The organism is Clostridium estertheticum (assembly GCF_011065935.2).
Lineage (GTDB): Bacteria > Bacillota > Clostridia > Clostridiales > Clostridiaceae > Clostridium_AD > Clostridium_AD estertheticum_A.
This window is the reverse complement of record NZ_JAAMNH020000001.1, coordinates 1,356,973-1,383,624: the sequence shown is the minus strand read 5'-3', so window position 1 is coordinate 1,383,624 and position 26,652 is coordinate 1,356,973. Positions and strand designations below refer to the sequence as shown.

General features: G+C 31.6%; 19 protein-coding genes and 1 tRNA gene. 8 read left to right on the top strand and 12 right to left on the bottom strand.

Annotated elements, in window-relative coordinates; all coding sequences use genetic code 11:
• The first annotated feature begins 103 nt into the window (after nt 1–103).
• Nucleotides 104–2,458: an AraC family transcriptional regulator gene (locus G9F72_RS06385; RefSeq protein WP_164956512.1), complete on the top strand. Its 2,355-nt coding sequence runs from the start codon at nt 104–106 to the stop codon at nt 2,456–2,458.
• 51 nt (nt 2,459–2,509) lie between these two features.
• On the opposite strand, the gene G9F72_RS06380 is transcribed toward G9F72_RS06385, so the two are convergent.
• Genes G9F72_RS06380 through G9F72_RS06365 form a run of 4 tightly spaced genes read right to left on the bottom strand, consistent with a single transcriptional unit; the run spans nt 2,510 to nt 7,172 of the window.
• Entirely contained in the window at nt 2,510–3,907 is a 1,398-nt protein-coding gene (locus tag G9F72_RS06380; RefSeq protein WP_164956510.1) for a DUF4340 domain-containing protein, read from the bottom strand.
• The gene (locus tag G9F72_RS06375) at nt 3,904–5,343 is read right to left on the bottom strand and encodes a GldG family protein (protein WP_164956508.1); all 1,440 of its coding nucleotides are present in this window, start codon (nt 5,341–5,343) and stop codon (nt 3,904–3,906) included. The genes G9F72_RS06380 and G9F72_RS06375 overlap by 4 nt, the downstream gene beginning before the upstream one ends.
• Nucleotides 5,344–5,355: 12 nt before the next feature.
• Nucleotides 5,356–6,219, bottom strand: coding sequence for an ABC transporter permease (locus G9F72_RS06370; RefSeq protein WP_164956506.1), 864 nt, complete (start codon nt 6,217–6,219; stop codon nt 5,356–5,358).
• Entirely contained in the window at nt 6,219–7,172 is a 954-nt protein-coding gene (locus G9F72_RS06365) for an ABC transporter ATP-binding protein (RefSeq protein WP_164956504.1), read from the bottom strand. Before G9F72_RS06365 ends, G9F72_RS06370 begins: the two co-directional genes overlap by 1 nt.
• A 259-nt stretch (nt 7,173–7,431) precedes the next feature.
• Here G9F72_RS06365 and G9F72_RS06360 point away from each other — a divergent pair, with 259 nt between their 5' ends.
• Nucleotides 7,432–8,163, top strand: a complete 732-nt coding sequence (locus G9F72_RS06360) for a YesL family protein (RefSeq protein WP_164956502.1) — start codon at nt 7,432–7,434, stop codon at nt 8,161–8,163.
• Between the two features lie 291 nt (nt 8,164–8,454).
• Here G9F72_RS06360 and G9F72_RS06355 read toward each other — a convergent pair whose 3' ends face one another.
• Complete coding sequence (locus tag G9F72_RS06355; RefSeq protein WP_164956500.1) at nt 8,455–12,654, bottom strand: discoidin domain-containing protein; 4,200 nt, start codon at nt 12,652–12,654, stop codon at nt 8,455–8,457.
• A 589-nt stretch (nt 12,655–13,243) separates the two neighbouring features.
• A complete protein-coding gene (locus tag G9F72_RS06350) occupies nt 13,244–14,041 on the bottom strand; it encodes a tetratricopeptide repeat protein (protein WP_164956499.1) in 798 nt (265 codons plus the stop codon).
• A 593-nt stretch (nt 14,042–14,634) separates the two neighbouring features.
• Between G9F72_RS06350 and G9F72_RS06345 the strand changes: the two genes are divergently transcribed.
• The 3 genes from G9F72_RS06345 (at nt 14,635) to G9F72_RS06335 (ending at nt 15,802) form a co-directional block, all read left to right on the top strand.
• The gene (locus G9F72_RS06345; protein WP_164956497.1) at nt 14,635–15,096 is read left to right on the top strand and encodes a DUF4288 domain-containing protein; all 462 of its coding nucleotides are present in this window, start codon (nt 14,635–14,637) and stop codon (nt 15,094–15,096) included.
• Nucleotides 15,097–15,201: 105 nt separating this feature from the next.
• Nucleotides 15,202–15,495 (top strand): hypothetical protein, encoded by a 294-nt coding sequence (locus G9F72_RS06340; protein WP_164956495.1) that lies wholly within the window; start codon nt 15,202–15,204, stop codon nt 15,493–15,495.
• Between the two features lie 22 nt (nt 15,496–15,517).
• The gene (locus tag G9F72_RS06335; protein WP_164956494.1) at nt 15,518–15,802 is read left to right on the top strand and encodes a hypothetical protein; all 285 of its coding nucleotides are present in this window, start codon (nt 15,518–15,520) and stop codon (nt 15,800–15,802) included.
• A gap of 514 nt (nt 15,803–16,316) precedes the next feature.
• Here the strand turns inward: G9F72_RS06335 and G9F72_RS06330 are convergent.
• From G9F72_RS06330 to G9F72_RS06320, 3 genes are all read right to left on the bottom strand, one after another.
• Complete coding sequence (locus G9F72_RS06330) at nt 16,317–18,833, bottom strand: ASKHA domain-containing protein (protein WP_224675994.1); 2,517 nt, start codon at nt 18,831–18,833, stop codon at nt 16,317–16,319.
• Between the two features lie 195 nt (nt 18,834–19,028).
• Nucleotides 19,029–20,168, bottom strand: a complete 1,140-nt coding sequence (locus tag G9F72_RS06325; protein ID WP_164956492.1) for a S1C family serine protease — start codon at nt 20,166–20,168, stop codon at nt 19,029–19,031.
• A gap of 15 nt (nt 20,169–20,183) precedes the next feature.
• Nucleotides 20,184–21,344, bottom strand: a complete 1,161-nt coding sequence (locus G9F72_RS06320) for an FxLYD domain-containing protein (protein ID WP_164956490.1) — start codon at nt 21,342–21,344, stop codon at nt 20,184–20,186.
• Nucleotides 21,345–21,504: 160 nt separating this feature from the next.
• Between G9F72_RS06320 and G9F72_RS06315 the strand changes: the two genes are divergently transcribed.
• The 3 genes from G9F72_RS06315 to G9F72_RS06305 all read left to right on the top strand — a co-directional run bounded on the left by G9F72_RS06315 (nt 21,505) and on the right by G9F72_RS06305 (nt 23,834).
• Nucleotides 21,505–22,227: a YARHG domain-containing protein gene (locus tag G9F72_RS06315; protein WP_164956489.1), complete on the top strand. Its 723-nt coding sequence runs from the start codon at nt 21,505–21,507 to the stop codon at nt 22,225–22,227.
• A gap of 450 nt (nt 22,228–22,677) precedes the next feature.
• The gene (locus G9F72_RS06310) at nt 22,678–23,475 is read left to right on the top strand and encodes a hypothetical protein (protein ID WP_164956487.1); all 798 of its coding nucleotides are present in this window, start codon (nt 22,678–22,680) and stop codon (nt 23,473–23,475) included.
• 274 nt (nt 23,476–23,749) lie between these two features.
• A tRNA-Leu gene (locus G9F72_RS06305) sits at nt 23,750–23,834 on the top strand.
• A gap of 74 nt (nt 23,835–23,908) precedes the next feature.
• Here the strand turns inward: G9F72_RS06305 and G9F72_RS06300 are convergent.
• The 3 genes from G9F72_RS06300 to G9F72_RS06290 form a co-directional block, all read right to left on the bottom strand.
• Complete coding sequence (locus G9F72_RS06300) at nt 23,909–24,823, bottom strand: MBL fold metallo-hydrolase (protein WP_164956485.1); 915 nt, start codon at nt 24,821–24,823, stop codon at nt 23,909–23,911.
• Nucleotides 24,824–24,948: 125 nt separating this feature from the next.
• Nucleotides 24,949–25,596: a pyrophosphatase PpaX gene (ppaX, locus tag G9F72_RS06295; RefSeq protein WP_164956484.1), complete on the bottom strand. Its 648-nt coding sequence runs from the start codon at nt 25,594–25,596 to the stop codon at nt 24,949–24,951.
• Between the two features lie 85 nt (nt 25,597–25,681).
• Complete coding sequence (locus tag G9F72_RS06290) at nt 25,682–26,641, bottom strand: P1 family peptidase (RefSeq protein ID WP_164956482.1); 960 nt, start codon at nt 26,639–26,641, stop codon at nt 25,682–25,684.
• Between the last annotated feature and the right edge of the window lie 11 nt (nt 26,642–26,652).

Here is a 26,652-nt window from a genome sequence, read left to right as displayed (position 1 = left end):
GTTACCATGCTATAATAATTTAAATATAACAAATAAAGGTACATGTTTTAAAATTATCCATATTAATTTTAATGGTATCAATAAAAATGTTAGGATGGTAATAATGATTATTAAAAAAGCACGTAAAAATAACAGCGTATACAAGAAACTGTTAATGTCTTTCTCCATAAGTATCTCTATATTAATAATGATATTATCCTTTGTATTATATTTTTATAATTCTAAATCAGCTATGGATAACCTTAGCAGTTCAAACACTACCTTTCTCTCTCAAACAAGCTATAGCTCTACATACATGGACAATATAGCAAATAATTTCTGTAAGTCTGTTTATTTAAACAATTACACTACAGCATTTATTAACAGTAATACTGAAGATTTAATAAGCATAGGTAATACCCTCCGTAATCTAGAAAACTTAACTTTACCTAATTTATATATACATTCACTTTATATTTACAATAGAAAGCTTGATACTTTTATTTCTACTGAAACCGGAACCTTTTACAGCAGTGATTATTTTTATGATCAGGAAATTGTTAAAATGGTGAAAAATAAGCCACAGAATATAAAATCTGATTTTGGACCTTTTCCTAGAATGGCTGCTATCCCTGGGGCTTATCATGAAAAGCCTACAAAATTTACTAATGTCTATACCTATTTAATGTATGATACCAGTGGTGGAGCTATCATTTTAAATATAAATACAGATTGGCTAAGAAATACAATATTGACATTATATGATAATTTATCACACAAGGGAAGCGAACTATTTGTTATTAATGAAAATGGAGTAGTAATGAGCCATTCAAAAATCGGAATGTTTATGAAAACAATTTCAAATGAAAAGTACATTAAGCATATTTTATCTTCAAAAGTTCCTTCTGGTTCTTTTATCGAAAGGATGGATGGGAAAAAATATGTTATTTCATATGTATCTTCAAATACTTTAAAGTGGAAGTTTATAAGTATGACACCATATAAATCGGCTTTTTCAAGTATTGATAAGATGAAGCTAGTTACTATCTGTTTCTCTATTTTAGTTTTACTTTTAGGATTGTTTTTTTCTTTTATTGCTTCCAAAAAGCTATATTATCCAATTGGTACCCTTACAAACAACGTAAGACAGAGCTTACGTATTTTTGGCACCTCTGAGAAAAATACTGATGAATTAAGCTTCCTTTCTAGTGCTTTTACTAAGATCTTCGACAAAGCAACCAAACTTGAGAGCTTCAATAATAATAATATTGAGAATCTGAAAAATATTTATCTCAAAGACCTACTAATGGGAAATGTGTCAGTATTAGAAAGCGATATTTCCAACACTGTAGAAGATCTAAACATTGACCTCAATTTTAAAAAAAGTATTTTTATGTTTATACTTAAGATTGATCACTACAAAAATTTTGTAGTTAAATACGATGATAAGGACAGGACACTTTATAAATATGCAATTTCAAATATAGCCATTGAAATTGTTTCTGAACATTATATCAATGAAATCGTAGATATAGGTACTGACCATTTCTCTGTTCTTATTAATATTAATGATGATGAGAAAAGTATTGAAACAATACATAGCACTGTTAAGACCATGGTTTCAAAAATTCAAGAATATGTGGATAAATACTTGCACATATCTCTTTCCTCTGCATTGGGATATCTGGTAAACGAGACAGAAAATATACCATTTTTATATAATAACACCTTAGATATTTCTATGTATAGATTAAAATATGGCCATAAATCCATTATTACTCCATCAGTTCTGGAAGCTATACACGTTGATGATTTTGTATTCCCCTTATCAAAAGGTAAAATTGTTCTTGATTCTTTAAATCTGTGTGATATTGAACGAGCCAAGGAAGCGTATTATGGTATTATATCAACTATTTCAAGCTATTCTTATGATAATATCATGGCTTCAATAATATATTTAATTTTTTCAATTTATAATGCCTCAAGTAACATAATAGAAAAAAGCTCTACAAATTTGTCACACACTTTTAGTGAATTTTTTAGTGAAGTGGGAAACTATGAGACCATAGACGAAATCAATCAAACCTTTATAAATATATTTGAGGAAATTGTAAAATCTGTAGATTCAACTAAACATACCAAATCCAGCACAATGATAAAAAATATTATTACTATTATTAATGAAAATTACCAGGATAAAAACCTATGTCTAAATAGTATTTCAGACACCCTTTTGATGTCTTCAGTCTATGTTGGTAGGTTATTCAAAAACTCCACAGGAAAGTCAGTCTCAGAATATATACTAGACATAAGAATGGAAAAGGTAAAGTACTACATGAATAAAACCAATATGTCAGTAAATGAAATTGTAGAAAAGGTAGGTTTGGAAAAAAACAACTATTTCTATACCACCTTCAAGAAATATTTTGGAATTTCATTAACAAATTATAAATTAGAGACAGCTAAAAAGAAAAGTTAAGAGACTGTTCATTACTTTTTTCTTCTTTGAAGAAAAGTAATGAACAGTCTCTTATTTAAGTTTCTTTAAATCTGTTATCATTTTATTAACTTTATCTTTTGATATTACAAAATCTGATTTACCGCTTCTGAATACAGCGTAGAACTGATCATTGTATGGCACATAATCTATTTTTTCTTGTTTTTTGCTTCCCTTATTAAGGTTAAAGGTAATACTGACTTCTGGCTTATCTTCAAGTTTTTTATCATTTTCCGAATCCACCGAAAGCCCTATCATTTCCTGGTAGAAGGATTTAAACTTTTCCTCTTCTATACTCTTGTCATTTACTTTATACTTAGTTACTACAGTATCTGGATCTCCGGACTTTTCAGATTTTTTAGTATTTCTGAAAAAATTTATTATATTGTTACTTCCATTTGCATCAACAGTAATCTTGTCTACATCATTAATATTTACTATATAAGCAAGCTTTATAACAATATCAAATGCTTTTAATTTAAACGCATCTGTTTGAATCTTATCCATAGTATATATTGTATTGCTGTCCATTGTTTTAAAATATACATTATTGTCATCTTTGTTTTTACCAACAATAAAGTGAAGATTATTTTTACTATCTTTTAAAGTAATGTCCAGGGTAGGGTTATTTAATCCATAAATACTTAAATCCTTAGGATTATCGTCAACTATTTCTCTAGCTTTTAAATTTGGAATTGCTGATGCCAAGGATTGAAGCCTCTGATCATCCGCTCCTGCCTCAACGCTATAGGGTTGAATCATCTTAAAAGCATTTATGCCGTTCTTTGCCTCAGTTTGGTTCTGTCCACTATTTGGTGTAAGCTCGATGGTTGGACTTCCTGCTTGAACAATTTTAATATATGAAAGTGTTTGTCCATCTATGGCGGTTATTGTTTTATCTCTAAGGTCTGCCTGTTTTACACCAAAATAGTCCACCGTAGAAGCAGCTATTAAGTATATTTTATTATCATCCTTTACAATTGCATAATAGCTATTTCCATCCGAGGTTTTGTCTCCAATATATAAATCTTTTTGTGAACCGTCCCCTAATACATTTGCGCTTATAGTAGTATTGTTCAAGCCGTACTTCTCTAAATCCTTAGGATCATTTTCAACTATACTACTAGCTGATAAATTTATTACATTATCAGTTATTGAATTAATAGCGTTTTGGTCAAGCTTATAATTATAGTTAGGAATGGTCCAGTTATTTCCACTTTTCACAAGTGTATTTTTAACCTTTCCAGATGTAAGGATTACCTTTGAGACCTTAGTGCTATCTATTTTCCATACCTGTACACTACTTGTTGAAGCGTTTGAAGTGCTTGCATTTTTGTTACTCTTAGCTGGATGGCTAGTTTTATAAAAATAAACTCCACCCAATAGTATTAAAATAACAATTAAAGCAATAATACTTTTAAGCTTCTTCATAGATGTCTCCTCCTTAACCAAACTATAACTCCTGCAATTAAAACTATTGCTGGTATCACTATTATAACAAAGCCTGAGTACCCTAAAGCTTGTGAGCTGGTAATTTTTAATGGTTCACTAGTAACATCTTTGGGTGAAATAGCAATATTACCTTTTAGATCTTGTACCCAATTCATACTATTCATGAAAAGATTTAAGTTTCCAGCTGTTGCACTAGAAAACTGTGAGCTTATGAATGCGGTGCTTGAGAAAACAACAACTTTCGCATTATTTTCAGGCTTGCTTGAATCTTGATTATCTGTTATAGCAACCGCAATATCAAAGGGACCAGCTATGTCTCCTGCTTCTTTTTCTATACTTTGACTACTCATATTTATCTTTCCCCATGACTTATCTGTAGTTGTAAGCAATGGTTCAATTTTCAGTGAAGACTTCTTAATCTTTAACTGTTGTATTGGTTGCCCATATGGGAAAAGGACTGGTATCTTAGCGGAAATCATAGGATTTACAATATCATGGCTATCCATATTAGGCACAACAAATAATGGCTTCTGCTGAAGACTATGTTGCGCATCCCCTTCTAATGCTATAGCTCTTTGAATTTCAATACCAAAAGTACTCATTAAAGTTTTAAAATTAGGTAGATCAGTCTTTGTTAAATCCATTAAAAATACTCCATGACCACCTTTTGAAAAATAGTCCTTTAACTTTGTTAATTCATCACTTGATAAATCTGTTGCTGAAGAACTTACAAGAAGCATGTCTCCAACTTGAGGTTTCCAATCACCTGTTAATAAATTCAAGGGCTTTAACTGGAAATTTTGATTATTCAAATCCGCCATAACCTCAGGTGCCAATGCCTGTTCATTATGTCCTTGTAACATATAAACCACTGAGTTCTTACTGTTTACTACATACATTATTGCTCCAGTAATTTTTTGTTCTACTGCAAGAGACTGCACAGAAGTTTGACCAGTAGTTTGATCTTGGGTTGTATTATATAAATCTGCTTCGTTTATAACCTTAAATTTGCTCCCACTCTCTACTACAATATTCCCCTCTGCAACAGAGCTTCCATCCTTGCTATATTTTTTTGATATCTGCGGGTTTGTAATAGGATCTACATATTTTAGTGTTACTTTCTTATTATGATCATGATATTTATTTAATATTTGAACAATCCCCTGATTTTCATTTCCAGCCTTATAAAAACTAATTATGTTAATATCCTGAGTTAATTTATCCATCACTTTATAGGATTGGTCTGATAATGAGTATAATTTATTTTTTGTCATGTCAAATTTAAAATCCATTTGATCAACCACTAGATTTGCAACTAATAGTATTATTAATACAATTGATGTTAGCAACGTAGCATATCCACCATATTTAAATTTATTATTCTTGAAAGACTTTTTTATTTCTAACTTTTTCATCTTTTCTCCCCCTTAGCTCCATCTTCTCTTATCAACTATTCTTATAGTTAAAAATACAAATGCCACACAAAAAGATAAGTAATATACTACTGAATTCAAACTTAATATCCCCTGTTGAAACATATTATAACGTTTTATAAGTGAAAACCAGCCAAAAACTTTCTGTAGTAGTCCATCAAAAACTTCTTTTTTTGCAATGTACAAACTAACTATAATTATCATACCAACCAGCGCCGTAATCGCCGATGTAATAATGCTCTTAGTTGAGAAATATACAATCAAAGCAAAGATTGCAGCTATAATAATCACAAAAATTATGCTTGCAGTTCTAGAGCTTGGAAGTCCCTGTTGTATAGAATCTATCATCCATATAAAAAGTAATGTTCCAAAGGTAATAACTGCCGAAACTACCTGATTTTCTGTTAAGCTAGAAATAAATACCCCTATAGCAATCAACGAAGCTCCTAGTAAAAAGAGTCCTATATAACCAGCAAAAACTTCTGGAGCCGAAACAGTTCCAAACATGCTCAAAATTAATGGATATAGAATAGTTATTATAAGTGATATTAAAAAAACAGCTACAGCTGCAAAGTATTTACCTAATATAATATCTGTAATTTTTAATGGTGAGGTAAATAATAATTGGTCTGTTTTAGTTTTAGTTTCTTCAGACATAATTTTCATAGTTAATACAGGAATTATAAATAAAAATACGGTAATTATGCTTGAAAGCACCCTATTATAAGATGGGTTACCCGGTAACAGATTTGAAAGCGCAAAAAAAATACCGGTAATTAAAAGAAAAATCCCTATAAAAATATACCCTATAGCTGATGTAAAATATGATCTAAACTCCTTTAAAAACACAGCTAGCATTATTTAATCCCTCCTTCATTGCGGGTATTAGTAACCTCTAAGAATATCTCTTCAAGATCTATATCTTTACCCTTCATCATTAAAATTGAGAAACCTGCATGGCTTAATGTAAGGAACAGTTTTTCTCTAATATCTATATCCGGCTTAGCTTCTACGAGAATGTCTACTGTGCCTTGTTCATGAACTCCCTGTTCCTTAACTAACTGAACCTCTTCCATTTCTCTAATTTTCTTATAAATCTCCAGTTTTGCCCCCTTGACTCTTAGAAGAATTTTATTTCTATTGTTTACTTTTCTGGATAATTCCTCAGGAGTACCACTTGCAACAATCTTACCTTTATTTATTATTAATACTCTATGACAAATAGCGCTTACCTCTGACAAAATGTGAGAACTTAATATAATTGTATGTGTTTTACCTATTTTCTGTATTAAATTTCTTATCTCAATTATCTGCTTAGGATCTAACCCTACGGTAGGTTCGTCCAATATAAGTACTTCTGGATCACCTACTATAGCTTGAGCTAATCCAACTCTTTGTCGATATCCTTTTGAAAGATTTTTTATAAGCCTCTTTCTTACATCAGTTATTTTTACTAAATCCATAATTCTTGCCATGCTTGGCTTAATTGCATCAGCCTTTACCTTTTTTATTCTATGAACAAACTTTAGGTACTCTTCTACAGTCATATCCAAGTAAAGAGGAGGTGTTTCAGGAAGATAGCCTATTTTTTTCTTTGCTTCTTCTGGACTCTGAAGTATATCAAATCCATCAATTTTTACACTTCCTTCTGTCGCAGAAATGTAACCTGTAAGTATGTTCATGGTTGTAGATTTACCGGCACCATTAGGTCCAAGAAACCCAAGTATTTCACCTTTTTTAACTGAGATGTTAATCCCGTCTAATGCCACTTGCTCGCCGTAACGTTTGGTTACGTTTTCAATTTCTATCAATTCCTTCACCCCTATAAGCATTATTTTTATGTAATAAATTCCTTTAAAGTATATAGTATCAATTTGTTATGTCAGTATTTGGTCTTTTTTGTGAACATTTTATGAACAAATGATCATATTAAATAACTCTGTAATATATAACAAAATTTATTAATGTTTTTTATAGATTCCGCCTATTCCCATTCCTTACAAATCGTGTTACAATTTAACTAATTATAAAATATTTTGCGTGCATGTTATAAATGCATTGGAGGAAAAAATGGCTAAAACTAAAAGCGAATTTGGCGAAGGACCTTTTTATACCATAACAAACTATATATTTTGGTTCTTTCTGGGGAATTTATACTTTTTACTTATGAATATACCATTGGTTTTTATACTATTAACTGTTTTATCTAATGGCACAAATCCACTTCCAGAAGGTTTAAGTGTTATTGCATTTATATGTTGTATTCCTATTGGGCCTGCTGCAACTGCACTTTTTAGTGTTATGGGTAAGCTTGTTAGGGAAAAAGATATAAATATTACTAACGACTTCTTTAAAGCTTATAAAGCGAACTTTATTCAGTCTCTATTTTTATGGACACTTGAAATGGTTTTAATAATCATACTATTTATTGATACACGATTTTTCATCTCTCAAAATTTTCCACCAATCCTTACAATTATTATGTATGTATTTATTGTTTTTATATTTATGATGGGACTTTATATCTTACCAATACTATCACGTTTTTATATGAAATCTAGTAATATTATTAAATTATCATCATATTACGCTTTTAGAAAGATTAATGTTACCTTCTTAAATTTGGCTAGCTTCCTTGTTGTAGGATTTATATTCTTTAAAGTCACCACCTTTATCTTAGTATTTATCTCAAGTATTGTTTGCTTTTTAATAATGTATTACGAACAGAAAATATTATTGGAAATAGAAGAAAAGTTGCAGGTTAATTCAGGTACGGTTCATCAAGAAAGTAATCCATCTTAATATAAATAAACCTTGTATTTTTTTATAAATACGTTCCAAATTAAACTGTCTCTAATTCTTAAAATATGAATTCTCCGAATTACACATAGTCAGTATCAACTAAGTTTCCTATTCTTCTTCCAATTTTCTCATGGAAATCTTCCTTCATTTCTTCTTTAATTATAAAAACAACCTTACCAAAACCAGCCCTGCTGATTCATTTTACAAAGATCCATGAACAAAACATCTCCATTTGATAAAATATGAAATTAAGGGTGCTTCATCCCGAAGCACCCTTGAAATAAGGTAAAATTAGTGAATAACCTTTATAGTGTCACTTCCTTCAAATGTCTTTCCATCACTTAATTTGCCGCTAATTGTAATACTTATATCTCCATTTACACTTCCCAATGCTGCAATGATTTCAGCTCTATCGAACTTCACCATAAGGTCCTTAACATTATCCATATCATAATCACCGAAGGCTAAAGGACTAGCTTTGGCATAAATCACTTTTTCATTTACACTTAACATCATTGAACCAAAATCAGCAAGTAATACATCATAGCCTTCAGGAAGCTCTATATAAGCAGTAAATGAGTTTTCCCCACCTTTACTCTTCAAGTTTAGGGTATTAGGATTAACATCTACTTTTGCTACTATGACGGTTTCAAATGTAACTGATTTCGAAGCTTTATTACCTGCATTATCAGTTGCAACTACGTTCAGGGTGTTTGTACCCCCAAGTGAGGCAAGGCTGATAACTTGGCCATTTGTGACCTTTATGCCGTTTAATGTTGCTTCTATACTGTTAACTCCAGACCCAATGTCAGTTGCACTATATTCTACAGTAAAAGTATCAGTAGTCTTACTCCCCAAAGGTGCGGCAACGCTGATAGTTGGTTCTGTTGAATCCACTACTATTACTTTCTGCATCGCAGTTACTGTATTGCCTCCTTTGTCTGTTGCAGTCCATATTACTGTTGTTGTTCCTATAGGATAATCTGCTGGAGCATTATTTGTAATGATTACATCAGGAACATTAGTAACTTCAGCTGTACCGATGTTTACCGGAGTTTTTACCCCAGTAGCTTCTACTGTTAAATCTGAAGGCACTTTTAATTCTGGTATAGCATATACATTTACACTAATGCTTGTTTGAAATGCTATACTGTTCGGATTTACCACACCTATTGGTAGAGCTACAGTTCCACTTACGATGAAGTTCTGCTCTGTTTTTGTTGATGGATCATAGCTTGAACCATCTACATTCCATGTCACATTGGCATTCACATTTCCAGCATCAGTAACCAGTGTTACTGTGGTAGGCAATCCAAGGGCCGCCGCTGTCTTTGCTGTTCCGTTTGCTAATCCTGTGATAGCTGTAGGTGTTGTGATGCTCTTTAGCGTTGCAGGCTTTGCCTCTACTGTTATCTCAGCAGCAGACGCCCAGCCATTAATCCCTTCAATAGCTTCAAGCATTATATATGCAGCTTTTACTGTTCCACTCATTGTTACAAAGGTTGCTGTCTTTTCCTTATTATCATTTGCCCATATTCCATTATCTATGACTTTTGTAAAATCAGTTCCGTTGATGCTTGCATACATATTGTAGCGGGTTATTCTTCCGTTGATTGCACCATCCTGCCTTGGAAGGTATTTAACTTGAGCAACATCATAAGTACCTCCAAGGTTTAAAGTGATTGATTGAGGAAGTTTGTCTGATTTATCCCATTTTGTATTCCATATCGTAGATGGGTTACCATCTATTGCATTGGATGCAGGTTCTTTTAAAGCTTCCTCGCTTGTAGCGGTTACTTTCATCTGTGATTGTGGTACTTCCATGAATATTTGTTGTTGCTGACCTTTATATACATTTATCTCAGCAGCAGAGCCCCAGCCGTTACCTGCTTCTACAGCTTCAAGCTTTACATATTTCGCATTTACTGAAGAAAATGCTGCTGTCTTTTTTGAACTATCTAGTTTCCATATACCATCGGCTACTATTTTAGTAAACGCCTGTCCATCAGTGCTTACATATAAATTGTATTTTGTAATAATTCCATTAATACCCCCGTCTTGCCTTGGAAGATATTCTACCTTGCTAATATCATAAGTACCTCCAAGGTTTAGGGTGATTGATTGTGCCAGTTTGTCCGATTTATCCCATTTTGTATTCCATATTGTAGATGGATCACCATCTATTGCATTGGATGCAGGATCCTTTCCAGCTTCCTCGCTTGTAGCGGTCGCTGTCATCTGCGATTGCGGTATGAGATTTGGATCAGTTGGTATTATCCTTGTTTTGCATAATCCTATATCATCCCCGAAAACAGTACCAGATCCTGTAGAATTTTTCCACATATATATTGTTGCACTTGTATTTGATTGTCCTGTTGTAAATTTTATTATTACATGCTTCCAACCAGTAGCTGTATCAGTAACTGCAGTGTGAGTATCTGCTCCTCCAAAGTCCTTTGCTCCCAGCCATGCTTCTTCACCTGCTGCTACCCTGGCCCATCCAGAATATGTATAGGAGGTGTTTGGAGTCAAACCTGTTACTTTCTGCTCGATACCATTTTGTCCATCGCCTAATTTTACTGAATAATCTGCTGATCTAGTGCTGTGATTCTGGTCGTTAAGTCTTATTATTACATCATGATTAAGTGTAGCATTGCTGTTTCCTGTCTTTGTCCATCCATCCATTGTGTTTTCAAATCCATAATTCAAGGACAAATTCCTGTATTCAGGCAGTTGAGCTGATCTTTGAAATACAGGGTTTGGCGGATTTTGAAAATTACATCCGGCAGTTCCAAACTTATTCTTGTCAAAGCCTGTTGTTACATTACCTTCTTGATATCCAGCTGGGCCTTCTGCAGCTCCATTTTCAAAAGAAACTCCACCTTGTACAATATTATTCAGAAACTGGTTATTATATTTATAGTCTGATGTATTAGCTATAGCTTTACTTGTTCCTTGGTTATCATAAAAAATAATATTGTCATCACGGCCTCCATAGTAAAAACTGTTGGAGTCACAATTCCATACTGTATTATGATGTACCAAAAAGGAATGCACATTGGAGTCAAAGTCTATTCCGCCTTGAATACCTCCATCCTGGTCAGTTGAGTCATGTACCAAGTTGTACCTTATCTCGGAATTTCCGCCATCTGTACGGCAGAAATACATAGCACCAAAGTCAAAGCTTAAACGACCAGGTTTTGAGATATCATTGTATTCAATAATGCTATCCCAGAAACCTGCTCCCTCAATAAGAATTCTTCCGGTATTATAAAGTGTATTGTGTGAAACTAGGTGCTGATTTCCTCCTGCCAAGGATACACATGCATTGTATGTCCCCATGTAGTCGGTTTCATGAATCTCATTGTTTATTACATTGTTATTGTTTCCTCTTACTACAACGCCATTTCCTGAGCTATATATTATTTGGCTATCTCTTATTGTATTGTAGCTTCCTGAAAGATCAATCCCTGTATCATCGTATGAATATGCGGTCTGAAGGTTTATTGTGTGTGACAGGTATTGTGCTTTAATGCCTATAATATTACAATGATTTGCATTATTCGTTGTTATGCTTGAACCCAAAATATTTACGTTCTCAATATTTATGTAAGAACGTCCGGTAAGGTCAAAAGCATACTTTCTCTTCTTTGCTTCAACCACCATTGTATTTGGGTCGCCTCCATTAGGAGTACGTAAATAAAGTGTGGATGTATTTTTGTCATAATACCATTCTCTATCCCTGTCAAGGAGGTCATACTTTCCACAAATGGTATACTTTGCACCAGCGCAAGGGTTAGTATATTGGTCTGACCATCCCAATGTCGAGAAATTCACTGTTGAACCTTTTGAAGACGTAACTATGGCAGATTGGGTACTCCACCACCCTTTCACTATTACAGTAGCTCCAACCCAGTAGTTGTCAGGCTTGTTTAGTTCGGCATCGGTAATGGAAGTAGCTGTACCGCTATCCATACGAGCAAAGCTTGTCAAATCAAAAACGCTTGTATCATTTGTCCAATTTGGGTATTGGGCAAGCTTCATCATAGTTCCATTTACAAAGACCTGATTTTCAGCCCCCATATCCCAGTTCATAGTGGCTTTGTAGGTGTTTCCTTGATCTAGTGTCCAGCCTGTTAAGGAATCGCAACCGCTTATGGTTACAGTCTCATTGGGATATGATTTATACGTAATGGGAGATCCTTCAGTGCCGCTATTTACAGGCGCCATACTCTCATGATAGTCTCCTCCACGAATTACACATGTATCCCCTGCTTTTAAAACACTGGATGCTTTAGAAATTGTCTTGAATGGTCTGTCTATGGTACCCGCATTAGAGTCATCACCTGTTGTTGCTACATAATAAATGCCGTCATATGCAGCCACCACCACATTACTAAAAATAGGAACTGTGCCAGTATATGCTCCAACGATAATGAATAAAGAAATACTTACAGCCGCTTTTCGCATTTTAGATAAAATCTTTACCATAATTTTAACTCCCTTTCTTTTTATTCTTTAATACAGGATGTGTCCTGAATTCTTCCTATGTCTACCTCATTTTAAATCTTCTCTAAAAATTACATTCCCCCCTATCTTTATTACTCTATTGCAGAACCATAAAAACCTTTATTTACATTTTCTCTGCAATGTATTTTCCCAATACCACCATTTTATCCCATTATTTCAACCAAAACAACTACAAAAACTATACATATCTTCAAAAAATATACTATCTACGCTACAAATTCTATACTTTATTAAGAAGGTAACAAGACGATTCACTTCTATAATTAAAGGGTGAAGGGTTTTTGATTTATTAAAGTTCTCAAACTCTGAGAATGCGGAATTCATTGATTTTCAGATATTGACAGTGAAGCGAATAATATCTGTTGCTACATCCAATATACCTTTTACTTTATAATTTTGTGTATTTATATAAATTTCTGTACAACCAAATAAAAAAAACAAATATAATAAAACCCGAAAATCTTTTATAGATTCTGCGGGTTAATTATATTAAGACTTAAATATTTTTATTTGAATATGACCATAATTATTATTCAACTTTATAACAATTCTAACCCGTCTCTAACTCAAAAATCTTTGCTTCTAAGTCTCTTTTTGTAGTTATACTAAGAGAATTAAATTTGCAATCTAATCCCTGTTTTAAAATTTCAACAGCCTTTTCTTCATTATTTTTATTTAGAAGTGTAAGAGCATAATAATAATATGGGGTAGCGAAAGTAGGCTTTTTAGAAATAACTTCATTATATAATTCAATAGCTTTATCATACTCTTCCAAGTAATAATAGGTCTGTGCTAAGTTGTCCATTATACCGGAATCAGAAGAGTTATAGTCTAATGCTTCAAGATTAAACTCTAAAGCTTTATTATAGTCTCCCTTTAATATTAAAAAATAACCTAAATTCTGATATATTAGTGTGTTTTTATTATCAGTATAGGATTTCGTTAATATATCTATAGCCTTATCTAAGTCATTTTTCTTCCACATAACTAATGAATAATTTAAGCTTAAATTTATTTTATCATTGTCATTCATTTCTTTTTTTAAAATTGATTTTATTAGCCCTTCCGCCTTATCCACTTGCCCCTGTATAAGCAAAAAATATGAGTAGGATATTCTTAACTTTGTAGGTGAATAAAAACATCTATCCACCCTATCAAAATATCTATTTGCTTCCTCAACCTTCTTTTGTGAATATTTAATACTAGCTATATAATATAATATAGTTGGATAATTTATAGCTATAATATAAAGAAATATAAAAGAAATTGCTATTATTGGTTTAGATACAGAAAACAACATTATGGTAATTAACAAAGCAACTATATGAAAATATTTTTTATTTTTCATCTAAAAACCACCTTAAATAAAGTTTTAATGACATATTATAATTATATCTAATTTAATTGTCACTATTTATAATGTTAAAAAAATTATACATCTTTATGTAGTATAGTCCTTTCACCGTTTTATTTGTTTAGATGTTTCAATTAATAGTATTATATCATTAATATGTTCAAAAATTCCAATAATCATTATCTTTTTATAGCTTGTATCAATTTGCACAAATTATGTTACATTTATACTGGTTGTAAAATATTTTAATTATTCAATCCATTTACTTACTTATATCTACTTAAATATTATATACTGTAATAATCCTTTGATGGTTATAACCCACTGAAAATAAAGAGTTAATAATTTTATTTATCGTCAATATGACATTGTCTCATTGAAAATTCACCTTAAAAATAATATGATGAAAGGGTGAAACTTAATGTATCACTAAATTTCATCAAATGTGCTGTAGTATGGCTAACCGAAATTTCATGTTAAATCTTTGAAATTCATATTAATATTCTATATAATTGAATAAGGACATACTTGTAATTTTATACGAACTAACAGTACTCCAATAATATGAGAAAAGTAGGTAAAGAAGAATGAAGAAGAATAGTGTTTCAAAATGGCAATGGTTCAGTGTAAAACTTATATTTGAAAATGTCATATCTGGAGAACCAGAACCAGATACGATAGATAATAACTATACAAATAACAATAAAACCTATGAAGAATCTATAGTCCTAATAAAGGCACAATCCTTTGACCATGCCTATAAGAGTGCTGAAAAGAAAGCAAGAGAAATGGAAATGGATTATACAAATCCTTATGGCGAATTGATTAATCATAAGTTCATTGAGGCTATTGACTGTTTTAGTATTATTGATGAACTATCTACGGGTGTGGAGATGTATTCACGCTTTTTAAGAGTTCCTAAATCTGTTGATACAGGAGATTTCATTGATAGATATTACCCAGATACAATAGAAGACAATAGTGGACTTGATTGTAATTTTGTTCTACGTAATAGAAATTTTAATAAGAAACCCAATTTTGATGATTAATGTTTAAGGTAAGACGCATTCTTCATAAATTCTTCGTCAATCGTAAATACACGATACTTGAACAATTGTATAATACTGTGGATTATCAGTAGAGGAGTTACGAGCATGAAAAAGAGAGAGCTGTTAAAGGTTTTGAGCGACTTGATTAACAGATATTTAATTTCTACTATAGATAAAAGTGAAATGATGGAGCAACTGATTGGAAAGATAAGTCCGAGTGATGTGACTGAATATGAAGATGAATTGCTAAATGAGAGTTTCTTCACTATATATCATATTAATGAAAATTATTGTGATGCTTCAAACTCTGAACTGTTATATTTAAGAGAGTGTTTACCTAATATGATTTGTTATTGGTTATTTACTATGGAAAAGAAAATGGTGCATAGAGATAAATAATATGAAGGAATGGGGGAGAAAAATGAGATGGGTGAATTTATTAGACAAGGTAGCTTTTATAATTTATTTAACTTCCTCTTTAGGTATGATATATAACATGATTAAAATAAATAAAAATAAGGAAATATTTTCAAAATATATACATGCTGAATATGGAGATAAAAATCCAAATGAAATTGTGTCTAACGAAGACGTAAAGAAAACTCAAAAAAAATATAATCAACTAATTAATACACATACTAAAATAGGCATAATCCTTGCTATTCTATCTATAATATCTGGTGCTATTTCTATTTTGTTACGATGAGTTGATTAGGATTTTGTGGAGGTCTTACTTCGAAATATTCATATAAAGCGAATGAATTAATAAAAATATATGTTATTTCAGGGATAATTATTATGTAGATTATTAAATGAAAAATATTTTTATTTCTATGCGAGACAATGCTATAAAAAGGCTTATTTAAGAAAAACTCTTAGATATGCCTTTATTTATGGGAGTTCCTATCATCAACGGTTATCTACAGTATATAACATAAATAGTAGCATTTCATAAATGAAATTGGAGAAAAAAATGGTTAAATCGAAAAGAGAGTTTGGTGAAGGACCTATTTACACAATAACTAATTATATACCACAAAAACAGCACTAATATTCACAGATATTAATGCTGTTTTTTCATATAGTTTTCTTTAATACTATCTAGTTTTATCATAGGGTTTAACTGATAGGGTATTGTTACATCACCACATTGTAGTAGAATACCTACAACTTGATGTCCATAAACCTGTGAAATTTGCTCACTTATAGAGCATTGAGCTTCAAAACATTATTGAATCCATAAAATGTTCTTGAAAATCAGGTCTATTTGATAATTCAATATATTTTGTAACCTTCTTTATTTGTACTGTGTTCTCCCTTTGCTCCTTTGATAATAAATACATCTTAGCACCGCTACCAGCACCATTACCTATTGAACAAACTTTACCTTCTAATTCCCTAGGAATCATTCCAATATTAATTGTACTATCTATATTCATAAAATTCCCGAAACCACCAGCCACATATATTTTTTCTATTTGTGAAAAATTAATACCTTTTTCAGAAATTAATATTTTTATTCCAGCACTAATTGCTGCCTTTGCAAGTTGAACCTCGCGGACGTCTTTTTGGGTAAAATATATAGGAAAATTATTCTTTCCTTTCTCTTCAATAAGAAATTGTTTCATTCCCTCAATAGTAACTAGTCTTTTTCTTAGCTTTGTATCTGTAATCTCTTCAGCATCCACCATTCTACCAGTTTCATCAATAATTTCATATTTTAAGAGCTCAGATACTACATCTAGTACACCCGAACCACAAATACCTATTGGTAATTCATCTCCAATTGTTTTATATATTTTTTCTTTTGAAAAATCAATTTTTGATACTGCTCCCTTTACTCCACCTATTCCATATTTAATATTGGCACCCTCAAAGGCAGGACCTGCGGCTGTTGAACAGGCTACTATTCCTTGCCTATTTCCAAAGGCTATTTCACCATTAGTGCCAAGGTCTAGAAGTATTGAATATTTATCTGATTCAATCATTCCACTGGCTAGTATTCCTGCAATTATATCACTTCCTACATAGCTTGAAATTCCGGGTAAAAGGCTAACCACTCCACCAATATTTATATGGAGATCCCCTCCCTTAAAATCCATGTCGTCAGTAAACACTGAGATGTATGGGGCCATGGATATATTTACACAAGAAATACCCAAAAGCATTTGAAGCATTATTGTATTGCCTGCAATAGTCATGTTATATATAAATTTTGGGGATATGCTATTTTTAAAGCAAATTACTTCTAGCATCTCATTTATTTGATTTATAATAGAGTTCTTTAAAACCTGAGTACCCTCTTTATTTTCAATTGTATAGTTGATTCTTGAGATAACATCTGCACCATATTTTCTCTGATTATTAACCTCAGAAATAATATCTACAGTCTCCCCATTTACCATATTAATTAGATAGGTGGCTATAGTTGTAGTTCCAATATCCATTGCTATTCCATAAAAATTCTTAGAAGTATCACCACTTTCAAGTGAAACTAATGTATTTTCATATGTACAAGCAGTAACACCAAAGCCCTCTTTTCTAATAATTTGGCTTAAATTAGAGAGAATTTTATATTCCATTCTCATGTCATTAAATTGTGAACCTCCAGCTATTTCATTCAATCCATCTTTCAATCTAGAAAGGTCATCCCTCTGATCATTAATATTTGGAGCTGCAAGATTAATAAAGTTCTTTTGGAAATAAGGGTTTATATTTATCCTAATCTCTTGAACCTTTGTTAATACATCTATACTATCATCTGTAGATAAAATACTTAACTCTATATCCTTCACTATTTTAAATTTACAAGCTAATCTTAATCCACTTTCTAAATCTAGCTGATTTAAATGCTCGGTTATATTTATATGTGCATCATCAGACACACAACTTTTCTCTATTCCTTTAGTTATTAAAACCTTACACTTTCCGCAGGTGCCTTTACCATCACAGGGATTTTGAATAAATATATTGTTTTCAACTAGAGCTTTTAGTAAATTTTGACCTTTAAAAGCCTTTATTATATATTGTTTATTATAAGTTTTAACTACAACCTCAATGCCATTATCCATTCTATAATTACAACTCTTCATGCTACATTCGCTACAAATGTGTTCTAGTTTTGTAATTCCGATACCTTCACCAAAACCAAATATTGTAGAAGTTGATTTAAATGGTACCATAAGACAAGATTGTAATAATTCCACACCAAGCCCTATCTCTTTCAAACAATCAAATATTTTCTTTTGTTCAAAAACAGGCCAAGCTGTGTCTCCAGGAGATAATCTTTGGGTAATTCCAACATTTGTGTTCTTTAAACCATCAACAAGGTTGTTCCAAAACACTTTATTTGTATACCCTACAGAGGTTGTCCCTATGTTATCTACAATCATTGCCTTTAAATAATCATCTTCATCAAAGGCTTCTTTAATAATCTTATCTATTTCTATTCCTATTGTAGAAACTATAGCAAATATATAACTACAACCCTTTAATTTTTTAACTATAAATTCCCCTTCAAAAACAATATCATTTTCAAGAACAACTTTGTCCTTTTCAATATTTCTTATAAATATCTTTTTATACCATACTTGGGGATTAAGATATCCTTTGGAAGCTTCTATCTCTTCTCTGATACTGTCTAAAATTCCTTCGTCAGGCTCTGAACCCTTATAGCCAAGCAGCCTTATTATTTCATCTTCTTCAATATTAAAATCAAAATCTATTTTGAAACCCATTACATCAGCTCCCCCAGAAATCTAGCTTAATTATAAACTAATTATATTATAAATATAAGCTAAGTGTGCTACTTATTTAAATCTGGACAATAAAATGCAAAATATAATGAATTTTCACAATTATTACAAGACTATGAATCAAATTTTAAACCTAGACTTATAGTCCAGGTTTTCATTTTCCTATCTGTCAAAATATTAAATTTTTGCGGATTCTCCATGTAATATCTTCAGTATATTATTTTCTAATTCAATAGTATATGTAGCCTTATATTTACTTAACTTAGTTGCGTCACCATTTTTTTCATTGGCACTTATAATAACAACTACCTTTATGGCATCTGAGCCTACAACACTGCTAATACTTTCAACGCCAACGGATAATGTATCTAAATATCCCTTTCTAAACTTATCATAGCTAGTTTTAGTTTGCCAATCCGATCCTAGAAGATAATATGCTGTTACATAATCTTGTGAATTTAAACTATTATAAAAATAAGAAACTATATATTCTGCATCTTCTTTTGATATATTTTGCTTAATATTAGTATTAGACTTTACGGAATTATTTGATACCTTTGATGGATTTGCTGCCCAACCATCAACTAAACTCAAAACTTGATTTATTGGAATACTAAAACCTATAGTCTCATCTCCAACCTTTGCTGAATTTATACCTAATACTTCCCCAGTTATTTTATCAAGTAAAGGTCCTCCACTATTTCCCGGTGATATTGGTGCTGAAATTTGATAAACCCCTTTATATTGATAATTTTCAATGTTAAAATCACGATTGACCCCACTTATAATACCGGTTGTTGCTGTGTTTTGAAGACCTAAAGGGCTACCAAGGGCAATAACCTCATCTCCAATTTCTAAATTTTTATCTTTTCTAACTTTAAAAGGATTTTTACCAGCGAGTTCTGGAACCCTTATTAAGGCTACATCTGTAGTATCACTTCTACCAATAACCGTTCCTTTATATACTGTAGTATCTGCCATTTTTATAGTAACACTAGAAGCATCACTTACTACATGACCGTTAGTAATGATATCCCCTTTATTATTATATAAAAAACCTGACCCTATTACACTACCACTATCTGTCTCTACCTCTATAGACACTACAAATTTTTGACTTTCATGTATTATTGTTTTTAAATCTTTATTTTTTTCGTTAATATTTTTTGCAACTTCCAAACTTTTTAATTTCGAAGTTTCATTAGACGCTTTCTTACTCATAGTAGTATGTATAAAATAAGCACTTATAAGTCCAGATACAATAATTACAAAAGATACTACTAAAGAAATAATTAAACTTTTGTTCTTTTGAAGCATTTAATCCCGCCCCCTTTATCTAATATACCAAGTAGTATTTGTAACTTTGATATGATCTGCATTTGGCATTCCATATTCAACAGTTTCAAAATTTCCAGTGCCATTTACCTCTAAATAATCTGGAGATATGTAAGCATAATCTGTACCCAGTTCATTATTATCAATATCATAAATTGTAAAATATATTTGTATAGAACTTATGGATTTTGTAGCTATATTTTTGGCTTGACCACTAATAACACAATCACCATATTCATCTAATATTGTTTTAGTTTCCAGGATTTCCAATGCATTCGTCCTATTATTTTCATCTTCCTTTGCTGCTGACACCATAGCTTGTTCTATTCTGTTTTTCTCTTGCAATTCAAAATCTTGTTTATGTTTTTCGATGGAATCCTTAAAGGACAAAAGTTTTTTATTATTAGCATCATATTTTAATCCTTCATTTATTGCTGCCTGCGCATCTGAAAAACCATTTTTCTTCAGAAATTCATTAGCCTTATTATATGATATATCAACTATTTTTATCTTAATGGCTTCTGCTGTGTCTTTAGCTTCCACAACATTATAAATTGCAACCCTAACTAATAGGCTATTTAATTCATCTATGGAATTTTTATTATTCATTTCACTTTTTATTTGAAGAATTGTTACTCCTGTTCTTTTATTTTCTATATTACTATTTAGCATATCATAAAAACTTCCACTATTATTTACAATCTCTTTATTAGAAATATCTAATTCTGATAATGCTTTTGTATAGTCTTGCTTCTTTATGTAACTCTCCACATTAGTTATATGTACATCAACATTTTTTCCATCTTTAAGAACAATTTTATCTGATTGAAGTGTCTTGTTATTTGGTCTTAAAGCTAAAGCACTATCAATTAAATTAGCGGCTTCTGAAATTTTATCTTTTAATGCTAATTCTTCAGCTTGCTGCCGCATATTTTCAACCCTTGCTGTTACTTTACTTTCATAAACATAGCATAATAAATTAAATATAATTGCAAATATAAAACAAATAATTGGTATTATGAATTTAAACCTTTTGTTTATATGAGGACTATCTTTTCGAAATATTTCCTCATCCATACCCCCATCAACCTTAGTACCACATTTATAACAAAAAACAGTCTCGTCCTTAAGCTCCGTTCCACAATTATCACAAAACATATCCATCTCCCCCTACAATTTCCAATATGTTTATTATAGATTTTATAGAAGATTTTATCAAGATATATAAACTTATTATTAATTTATGATTTTTATATCTTATAACCTATAAAGTTTTAGTATAATAAATACTATACGCTTAGTGAGGAGACGATAATTTATGTATTGTTCTAAATGTGGCTATCAATTAGAAGATGGCACAAATTTTTGCAGAAAATGTGGTAGTAAAAATATATATAATAATTTAGTACCTAATGAAAAAAAATCAACTTTTAATTTGGACACTTCTTCAAAAGAAACTAATACTAAAGAAATTAAAGCTAAAGAAGTTAATTCTAAACAAGTTAATACTAAACAAGCTAATTCAAAAAAAATTAATAGTAAACAAACTAAACCTAAAGGCTTTATTATCCTTGGTATTTTAATACTATTATTATCTGTAGGCTTTGGTAGTTATTATCTTTCTATTTCAAAATTACTCTCCGATAATTCTAAAAAATCCGAAGAGACAACGCCAAAAAATAAGGTTGCACCTACTGATACTACCCCTAAAAAAGATGCTAATATAAAACCAGATGTTCCTGCATCTACAGCTAAAACTGATATTAGTAACATAAATTCACCTGATTACTATATTTTCCCTAAAAGCGGAAGTGAAAAGCTAATAGACGCTGATGTTTCTAAATTAATCAAAGAAAATTTAACCTTAGCTAGAAATGAAATCTATGCTAGACATGGGCTTGTATTTAAAGGTGAAACATTTAAGAGCTATTTTAGTAAAAAAACTTGGTATACACCAAATCCTAACTTTAAAGGCTCTGATGGAGAATTAAATGATGCAGAAAAATATAATATACAATTAATTTTAAAATATGAAAAATAACTAAGATATTTAAAGGGAGTTCATTTAATGAACTCCCTTTAAATATAATTTATTACTGAACCCAAATCTATAAACTTACCACTACCCTTTATTTTCCTCGTTAACGAAATCCTTTGCAAATTTCACTAAAATCTCTTTATATAATTCCACAGACTTAAACGTGACGTATTCATCATCGCCATGCCAATTTTCACCACAGGGTCCAAACTCAACAGCTGGAATATTAAATCTAGAGAAAAATTATAGGTCTCATTTATATCAGTTTTTACGGGATCTCCCTCTGAATAAATAGTTACCGATCAATATTCCCAAGTGTAGCCTTCACTAAAAGTTAACAAATTTGTCACTCCATTGTCATTAAAATATAATAGGCTATAAATACGGTATATTTATAAACTGAATATAAATTTCAGAGGTCACACAAAATATACATATTTGGAGGCAATAATGATGAAAAAGATAAAAAATGTTAAATTTAATAAAATTGCTGCATTAGCAATCATAGTATCTGTATCAGGTTCAGGTTCACCCGCTTACGCGCTTACTTTATCAAAAAATAAATCACCAAATAGCAATACCTCAAATTCGCAACATTATAAAAACAGTATGGATATTATAGGTAAATTAGATGATCTGGTTACTTCCGGCAGTATTAACCAAAAACAAAAGGCCGCTGTAATAAAATATCTTGTAACTTATAAACAACCTTTAACAAACTCAAATATTGATAAATTATCTTCTACTGGAACAGTTTCTAAAAAAGATGAAGCTATTATAGCCAAGCTTTTTACAACTTATAAGAATTCTATTTCAAAAGCCATTGTGGATAAGTTTAGCGCCAGGCTTGGGACCCTTGTAGACCTGGGAACTATTACTGAGTTCCAGCAAAAAGAAATTATGAATTTATATCCTATTTCTAATATCAACTCAGAAGACCTGATAGATATTAATGCCCTTGTTACAAGTAAAACTATAACTAAAGATCAAGAAATTACTATATTAAATAGCTTTGCCTATTGCAGCGAATCCACCTCTAAAGCTATTAATGACATTTTATTGTCCAAACTTGATAAGTTAATTTCAGATGGAACTATCAATGCTGATCAAAGGGCTGCTGTTATAAATCTTGCTAAAATTCCCAATGCTGATACACAAAAACTAGAATTACATAGAAGGCTTGATACCCTCGTTGCTGTAGGCACAATAACTAATGACAATGAAACCAAAATAATAAATGCATTACTTTAAATGGTATCATAGTGAATTTGTTGATAATACCTATGTGCTTTGAATCATAAAATTTATATGACTAAAATGTCTGATTTCATTAAAAAATTAAAAGTAGTACCAGAAAAATAGACCATACCTCTCCTATGTTGTTGTAAACACAGGAAATGTATGGTCTTTAACTTTTACTGAAGAAATAAATCTTTAAAATAAATGAAATAATGTATTGACATATATAGGTATAGATGATAATATAATTTATGTTGATGGAACGTTTTCATTAACCACGATCTATGCAGATGTGGCGGAATTGGCAGACGCACTAGACTTAGGATCTAGCGCTTTACGGCGTGCAGGTTCAATTCCTGTCATCTGCACCAAAAAAAGCATTCATTTTATGAATGCTTTTTTTATTTTGCTTTTTAATCTACGTATAAACAGGTATCCAGGGTTCTTACAACTTGCCACTTGCCACGTGGGTGGCACCATATTTTAGAAATCCCTTATCCATATTTAACTCTATCATTCCTGTTTCATTTAAATATTCAACATAGGACCTTAACATTCTTACTATTATGGTATATCTATATTTGCTTTTTACATGAATATTAAAATTTTCAATAACAGCCTTTAATATATCTTCCATTGTCATAGCACCTTCTATGACATTATATATTGTGGTCGCTCTACCTTTATAAAAATTTATATTATCAGTTATCAGTTCTGTAATATCATCATACATACCTTTGTGTGCCACTACATATTTGCTACATTTTAAGTCATAAAGCTTTACTTTACTTTTCAAATCCTCACTAAGGATATAAGCATAGGGCATTTTAGCACCCCTCATGACTTCATAGCTTATAAGGGCGTCTGCTATATATCCAACATCATCAGGAGTAGTGATACATATATGTGCTGGACTGTGCCCTGGAGTATGCAGAATCTTAAATTTAATGCCACGAACTGTTATGCTATCCTGGTTATCCAAAATCATAACGTCTGTTTCACAAACCATATGTCCAAAATGCTCTGTAACTTCGGATAATGTTTGACTATTATAATAAAGCTTGAGATTGACTGTGGAACTGCAAATAAGAGCTTCATAGGCTGGCATAGCTATAATGCAGTTATATTTTTTCTTCAAAAATGCATTATTTCCTACATGGTCAATATGAGCATGAGTACATATTATAGCAACTACCTTAAAATTATTTTTTTCCAGAAGTTTATCTATTCCTTCTCTTTCGCCTTCTGCCCATCCTGAATCCAACATAATAATTTCTTCATTATTTATTTTATAAAAAGGTATGTATGTCATACCAGTATCAATGCAAAATGTATTTCCCTTTATTGATTTTATTTCCATATATTAGTATGTCTCCTTTGGCGAGTTAAAATTTTAGGAACCTATATCCCAGGTTATAGACGCTTAGTATCAAATAATATTAAACTAAGACCTTAATTTGGAGTGGATTAATCCGTTAATTCGGACTAATCTTTTAATTTTTCAACCAATGATACCAACTCTTCCATGCTATCTACAACATAATCAGGTTCACATTTCATGAGAATATCCATAGGTAGTGCACTCCAACCCACAAGCACTGATGCAATGCCTGCATTTTTTCCGCATAAGATATCATAGGTACTATCCCCCACAAGCAATGTCTCCTCAGGTTTTCCTCCCAATTCTTTTAAAGCCATTAATGCTGGAGTAGGGTCTGGCTTATGTACATCTGTATTATCTGCTCCTACAATACTTTCAAAATAATCCGTAAGTCCGAAATGGTTTAATCCCCTCAAGGCGGAATCATTTAAACGAGAAGTTACAATTCCAAGCTTGTAGCCTTGCCTATGAAGCTCTATTACCCCTTCCTTTATCCCACTATGGATGGTAATTAGCTTTTCGAAGTTTACAACTTGGAAATCCCGATAGGTTTTAATACCTTCAGCGCCGGCCTCACCAAGTTCCCTATCTAAGGTGATTTTTAAGATTTCTCCAAAATTTTTGATAATTTCCACGTTATCCACTTTTTTGTTCAAGTGCTTTTGATAAGTATGTTTAAATGATTGTATAATTAATTCATTTGTATCCAACAAAGTCCCATCCAAATCAAATAAAATATTCCTAATAGCCATAAATTTTTCTCCTTCTTAACTCTAAAACAGAGTTACTATGATATTTTTCTATATTATTAATTCTCAATCATTTATTTACAATAGCTTAAAAATCCTTGTACGCCTTATATCCTTCAATAGGTTCTGCATCTTTAACCCCTCTTAATACTGCTTCTTCTACTACTCTTGCAGCTAATAATCCTACAAGATTTACATCCACTTCAATCTCACCTGTTCCAAGAGCAAATATAGTATCACCATCAAACATAGTATGGGAAGGTCTCATTGTTCTAGCATAACCATCCTGTGCCATAGATGCTATTTTCTTTGCCTGAGCTTTGGTAAACTTAGCGTTTGTCACAACAATACCAATGGTAGTATTCATTATAAATGGATTCTCTATTTCACCATACCCACCTATAAGCAATTCTTCTGAATTAACAAAACCATCCTTAGAATCATTTAAGGTTCCTGCAATTATTGCACCATTTTTTGGATCTACTACATCACCCATGCAATTAACAGCTACTACTGCTCCTACCTTTAAATCACGTACTTGCACGGCATAGGTTGCAAGGCCACCCTTCATAGAAAATTCTGCTCCACTATATTTCCCAACAGTTGCCCCAAGTCCAGCTCCTACATTCCCATATGATTCCACTTTATTTTCTGAATTCACACAGGCTTCATAGCCCATTTTTCTATCTGGCCTTACTTTACTATCTCCAATACTTAAGTCATACAACACCGCTCCTGTTACTATAGGGATCTTTGTTAATCCCGCCTTAAAACCAATATCCTTCTCTTCTAAATACTCCATTATTCCAGTTGCTACATCAAGTCCAAAGGCACTACCTCCTGAAATAAAAACTCCATGAACCACATCTACAAGATTAACTGGATCTAAAAGGTCTGTCTCTCTTGTACCTGGAGCCCCGCCTCTAACATCTACTCCTGCAGTTGCTCCCTCTTTTGAAATAACAACTGTACAACCTGTTACTGCTTTTTCATTTTTTGCGTGACCTAGTTTAAATCCCTCGATCTCATTAAAACTAATTTCTCTCAAATGAATACCAC

Coding starts and splice junctions, on each gene's coding strand:
- G9F72_RS06385 (WP_164956512.1), top strand. CDS start 104: ATGATTATTAAAAAAGCACGTAAAAATAACAGCGTATACAAGAAACTG.
- G9F72_RS06380 (WP_164956510.1), bottom strand. CDS start 3,907: ATGAAGAAGCTTAAAAGTATTATTGCTTTAATTGTTATTTTAATACTA.
- G9F72_RS06375 (WP_164956508.1), bottom strand. CDS start 5,343: ATGAAAAAGTTAGAAATAAAAAAGTCTTTCAAGAATAATAAATTTAAA.
- G9F72_RS06370 (WP_164956506.1), bottom strand. CDS start 6,219: ATGCTAGCTGTGTTTTTAAAGGAGTTTAGATCATATTTTACATCAGCT.
- G9F72_RS06360 (WP_164956502.1), top strand. CDS start 7,432: ATGGCTAAAACTAAAAGCGAATTTGGCGAAGGACCTTTTTATACCATA.
- G9F72_RS06355 (WP_164956500.1), bottom strand. CDS start 12,654: ATGGTAAAGATTTTATCTAAAATGCGAAAAGCGGCTGTAAGTATTTCT.
- G9F72_RS06350 (WP_164956499.1), bottom strand. CDS start 14,041: ATGAAAAATAAAAAATATTTTCATATAGTTGCTTTGTTAATTACCATA.
- G9F72_RS06345 (WP_164956497.1), top strand. CDS start 14,635: ATGAAGAAGAATAGTGTTTCAAAATGGCAATGGTTCAGTGTAAAACTT.
- G9F72_RS06340 (WP_164956495.1), top strand. CDS start 15,202: ATGAAAAAGAGAGAGCTGTTAAAGGTTTTGAGCGACTTGATTAACAGA.
- G9F72_RS06335 (WP_164956494.1), top strand. CDS start 15,518: ATGAGATGGGTGAATTTATTAGACAAGGTAGCTTTTATAATTTATTTA.
- G9F72_RS06330 (WP_224675994.1), bottom strand. CDS start 18,833: ATGGGTTTCAAAATAGATTTTGATTTTAATATTGAAGAAGATGAAATA.
- G9F72_RS06325 (WP_164956492.1), bottom strand. CDS start 20,168: ATGCTTCAAAAGAACAAAAGTTTAATTATTTCTTTAGTAGTATCTTTT.
- G9F72_RS06320 (WP_164956490.1), bottom strand. CDS start 21,344: ATGTTTTGTGATAATTGTGGAACGGAGCTTAAGGACGAGACTGTTTTT.
- G9F72_RS06315 (WP_164956489.1), top strand. CDS start 21,505: ATGTATTGTTCTAAATGTGGCTATCAATTAGAAGATGGCACAAATTTT.
- G9F72_RS06310 (WP_164956487.1), top strand. CDS start 22,678: ATGAAAAAGATAAAAAATGTTAAATTTAATAAAATTGCTGCATTAGCA.
- G9F72_RS06300 (WP_164956485.1), bottom strand. CDS start 24,823: ATGGAAATAAAATCAATAAAGGGAAATACATTTTGCATTGATACTGGT.
- ppaX (WP_164956484.1), bottom strand. CDS start 25,596: ATGGCTATTAGGAATATTTTATTTGATTTGGATGGGACTTTGTTGGAT.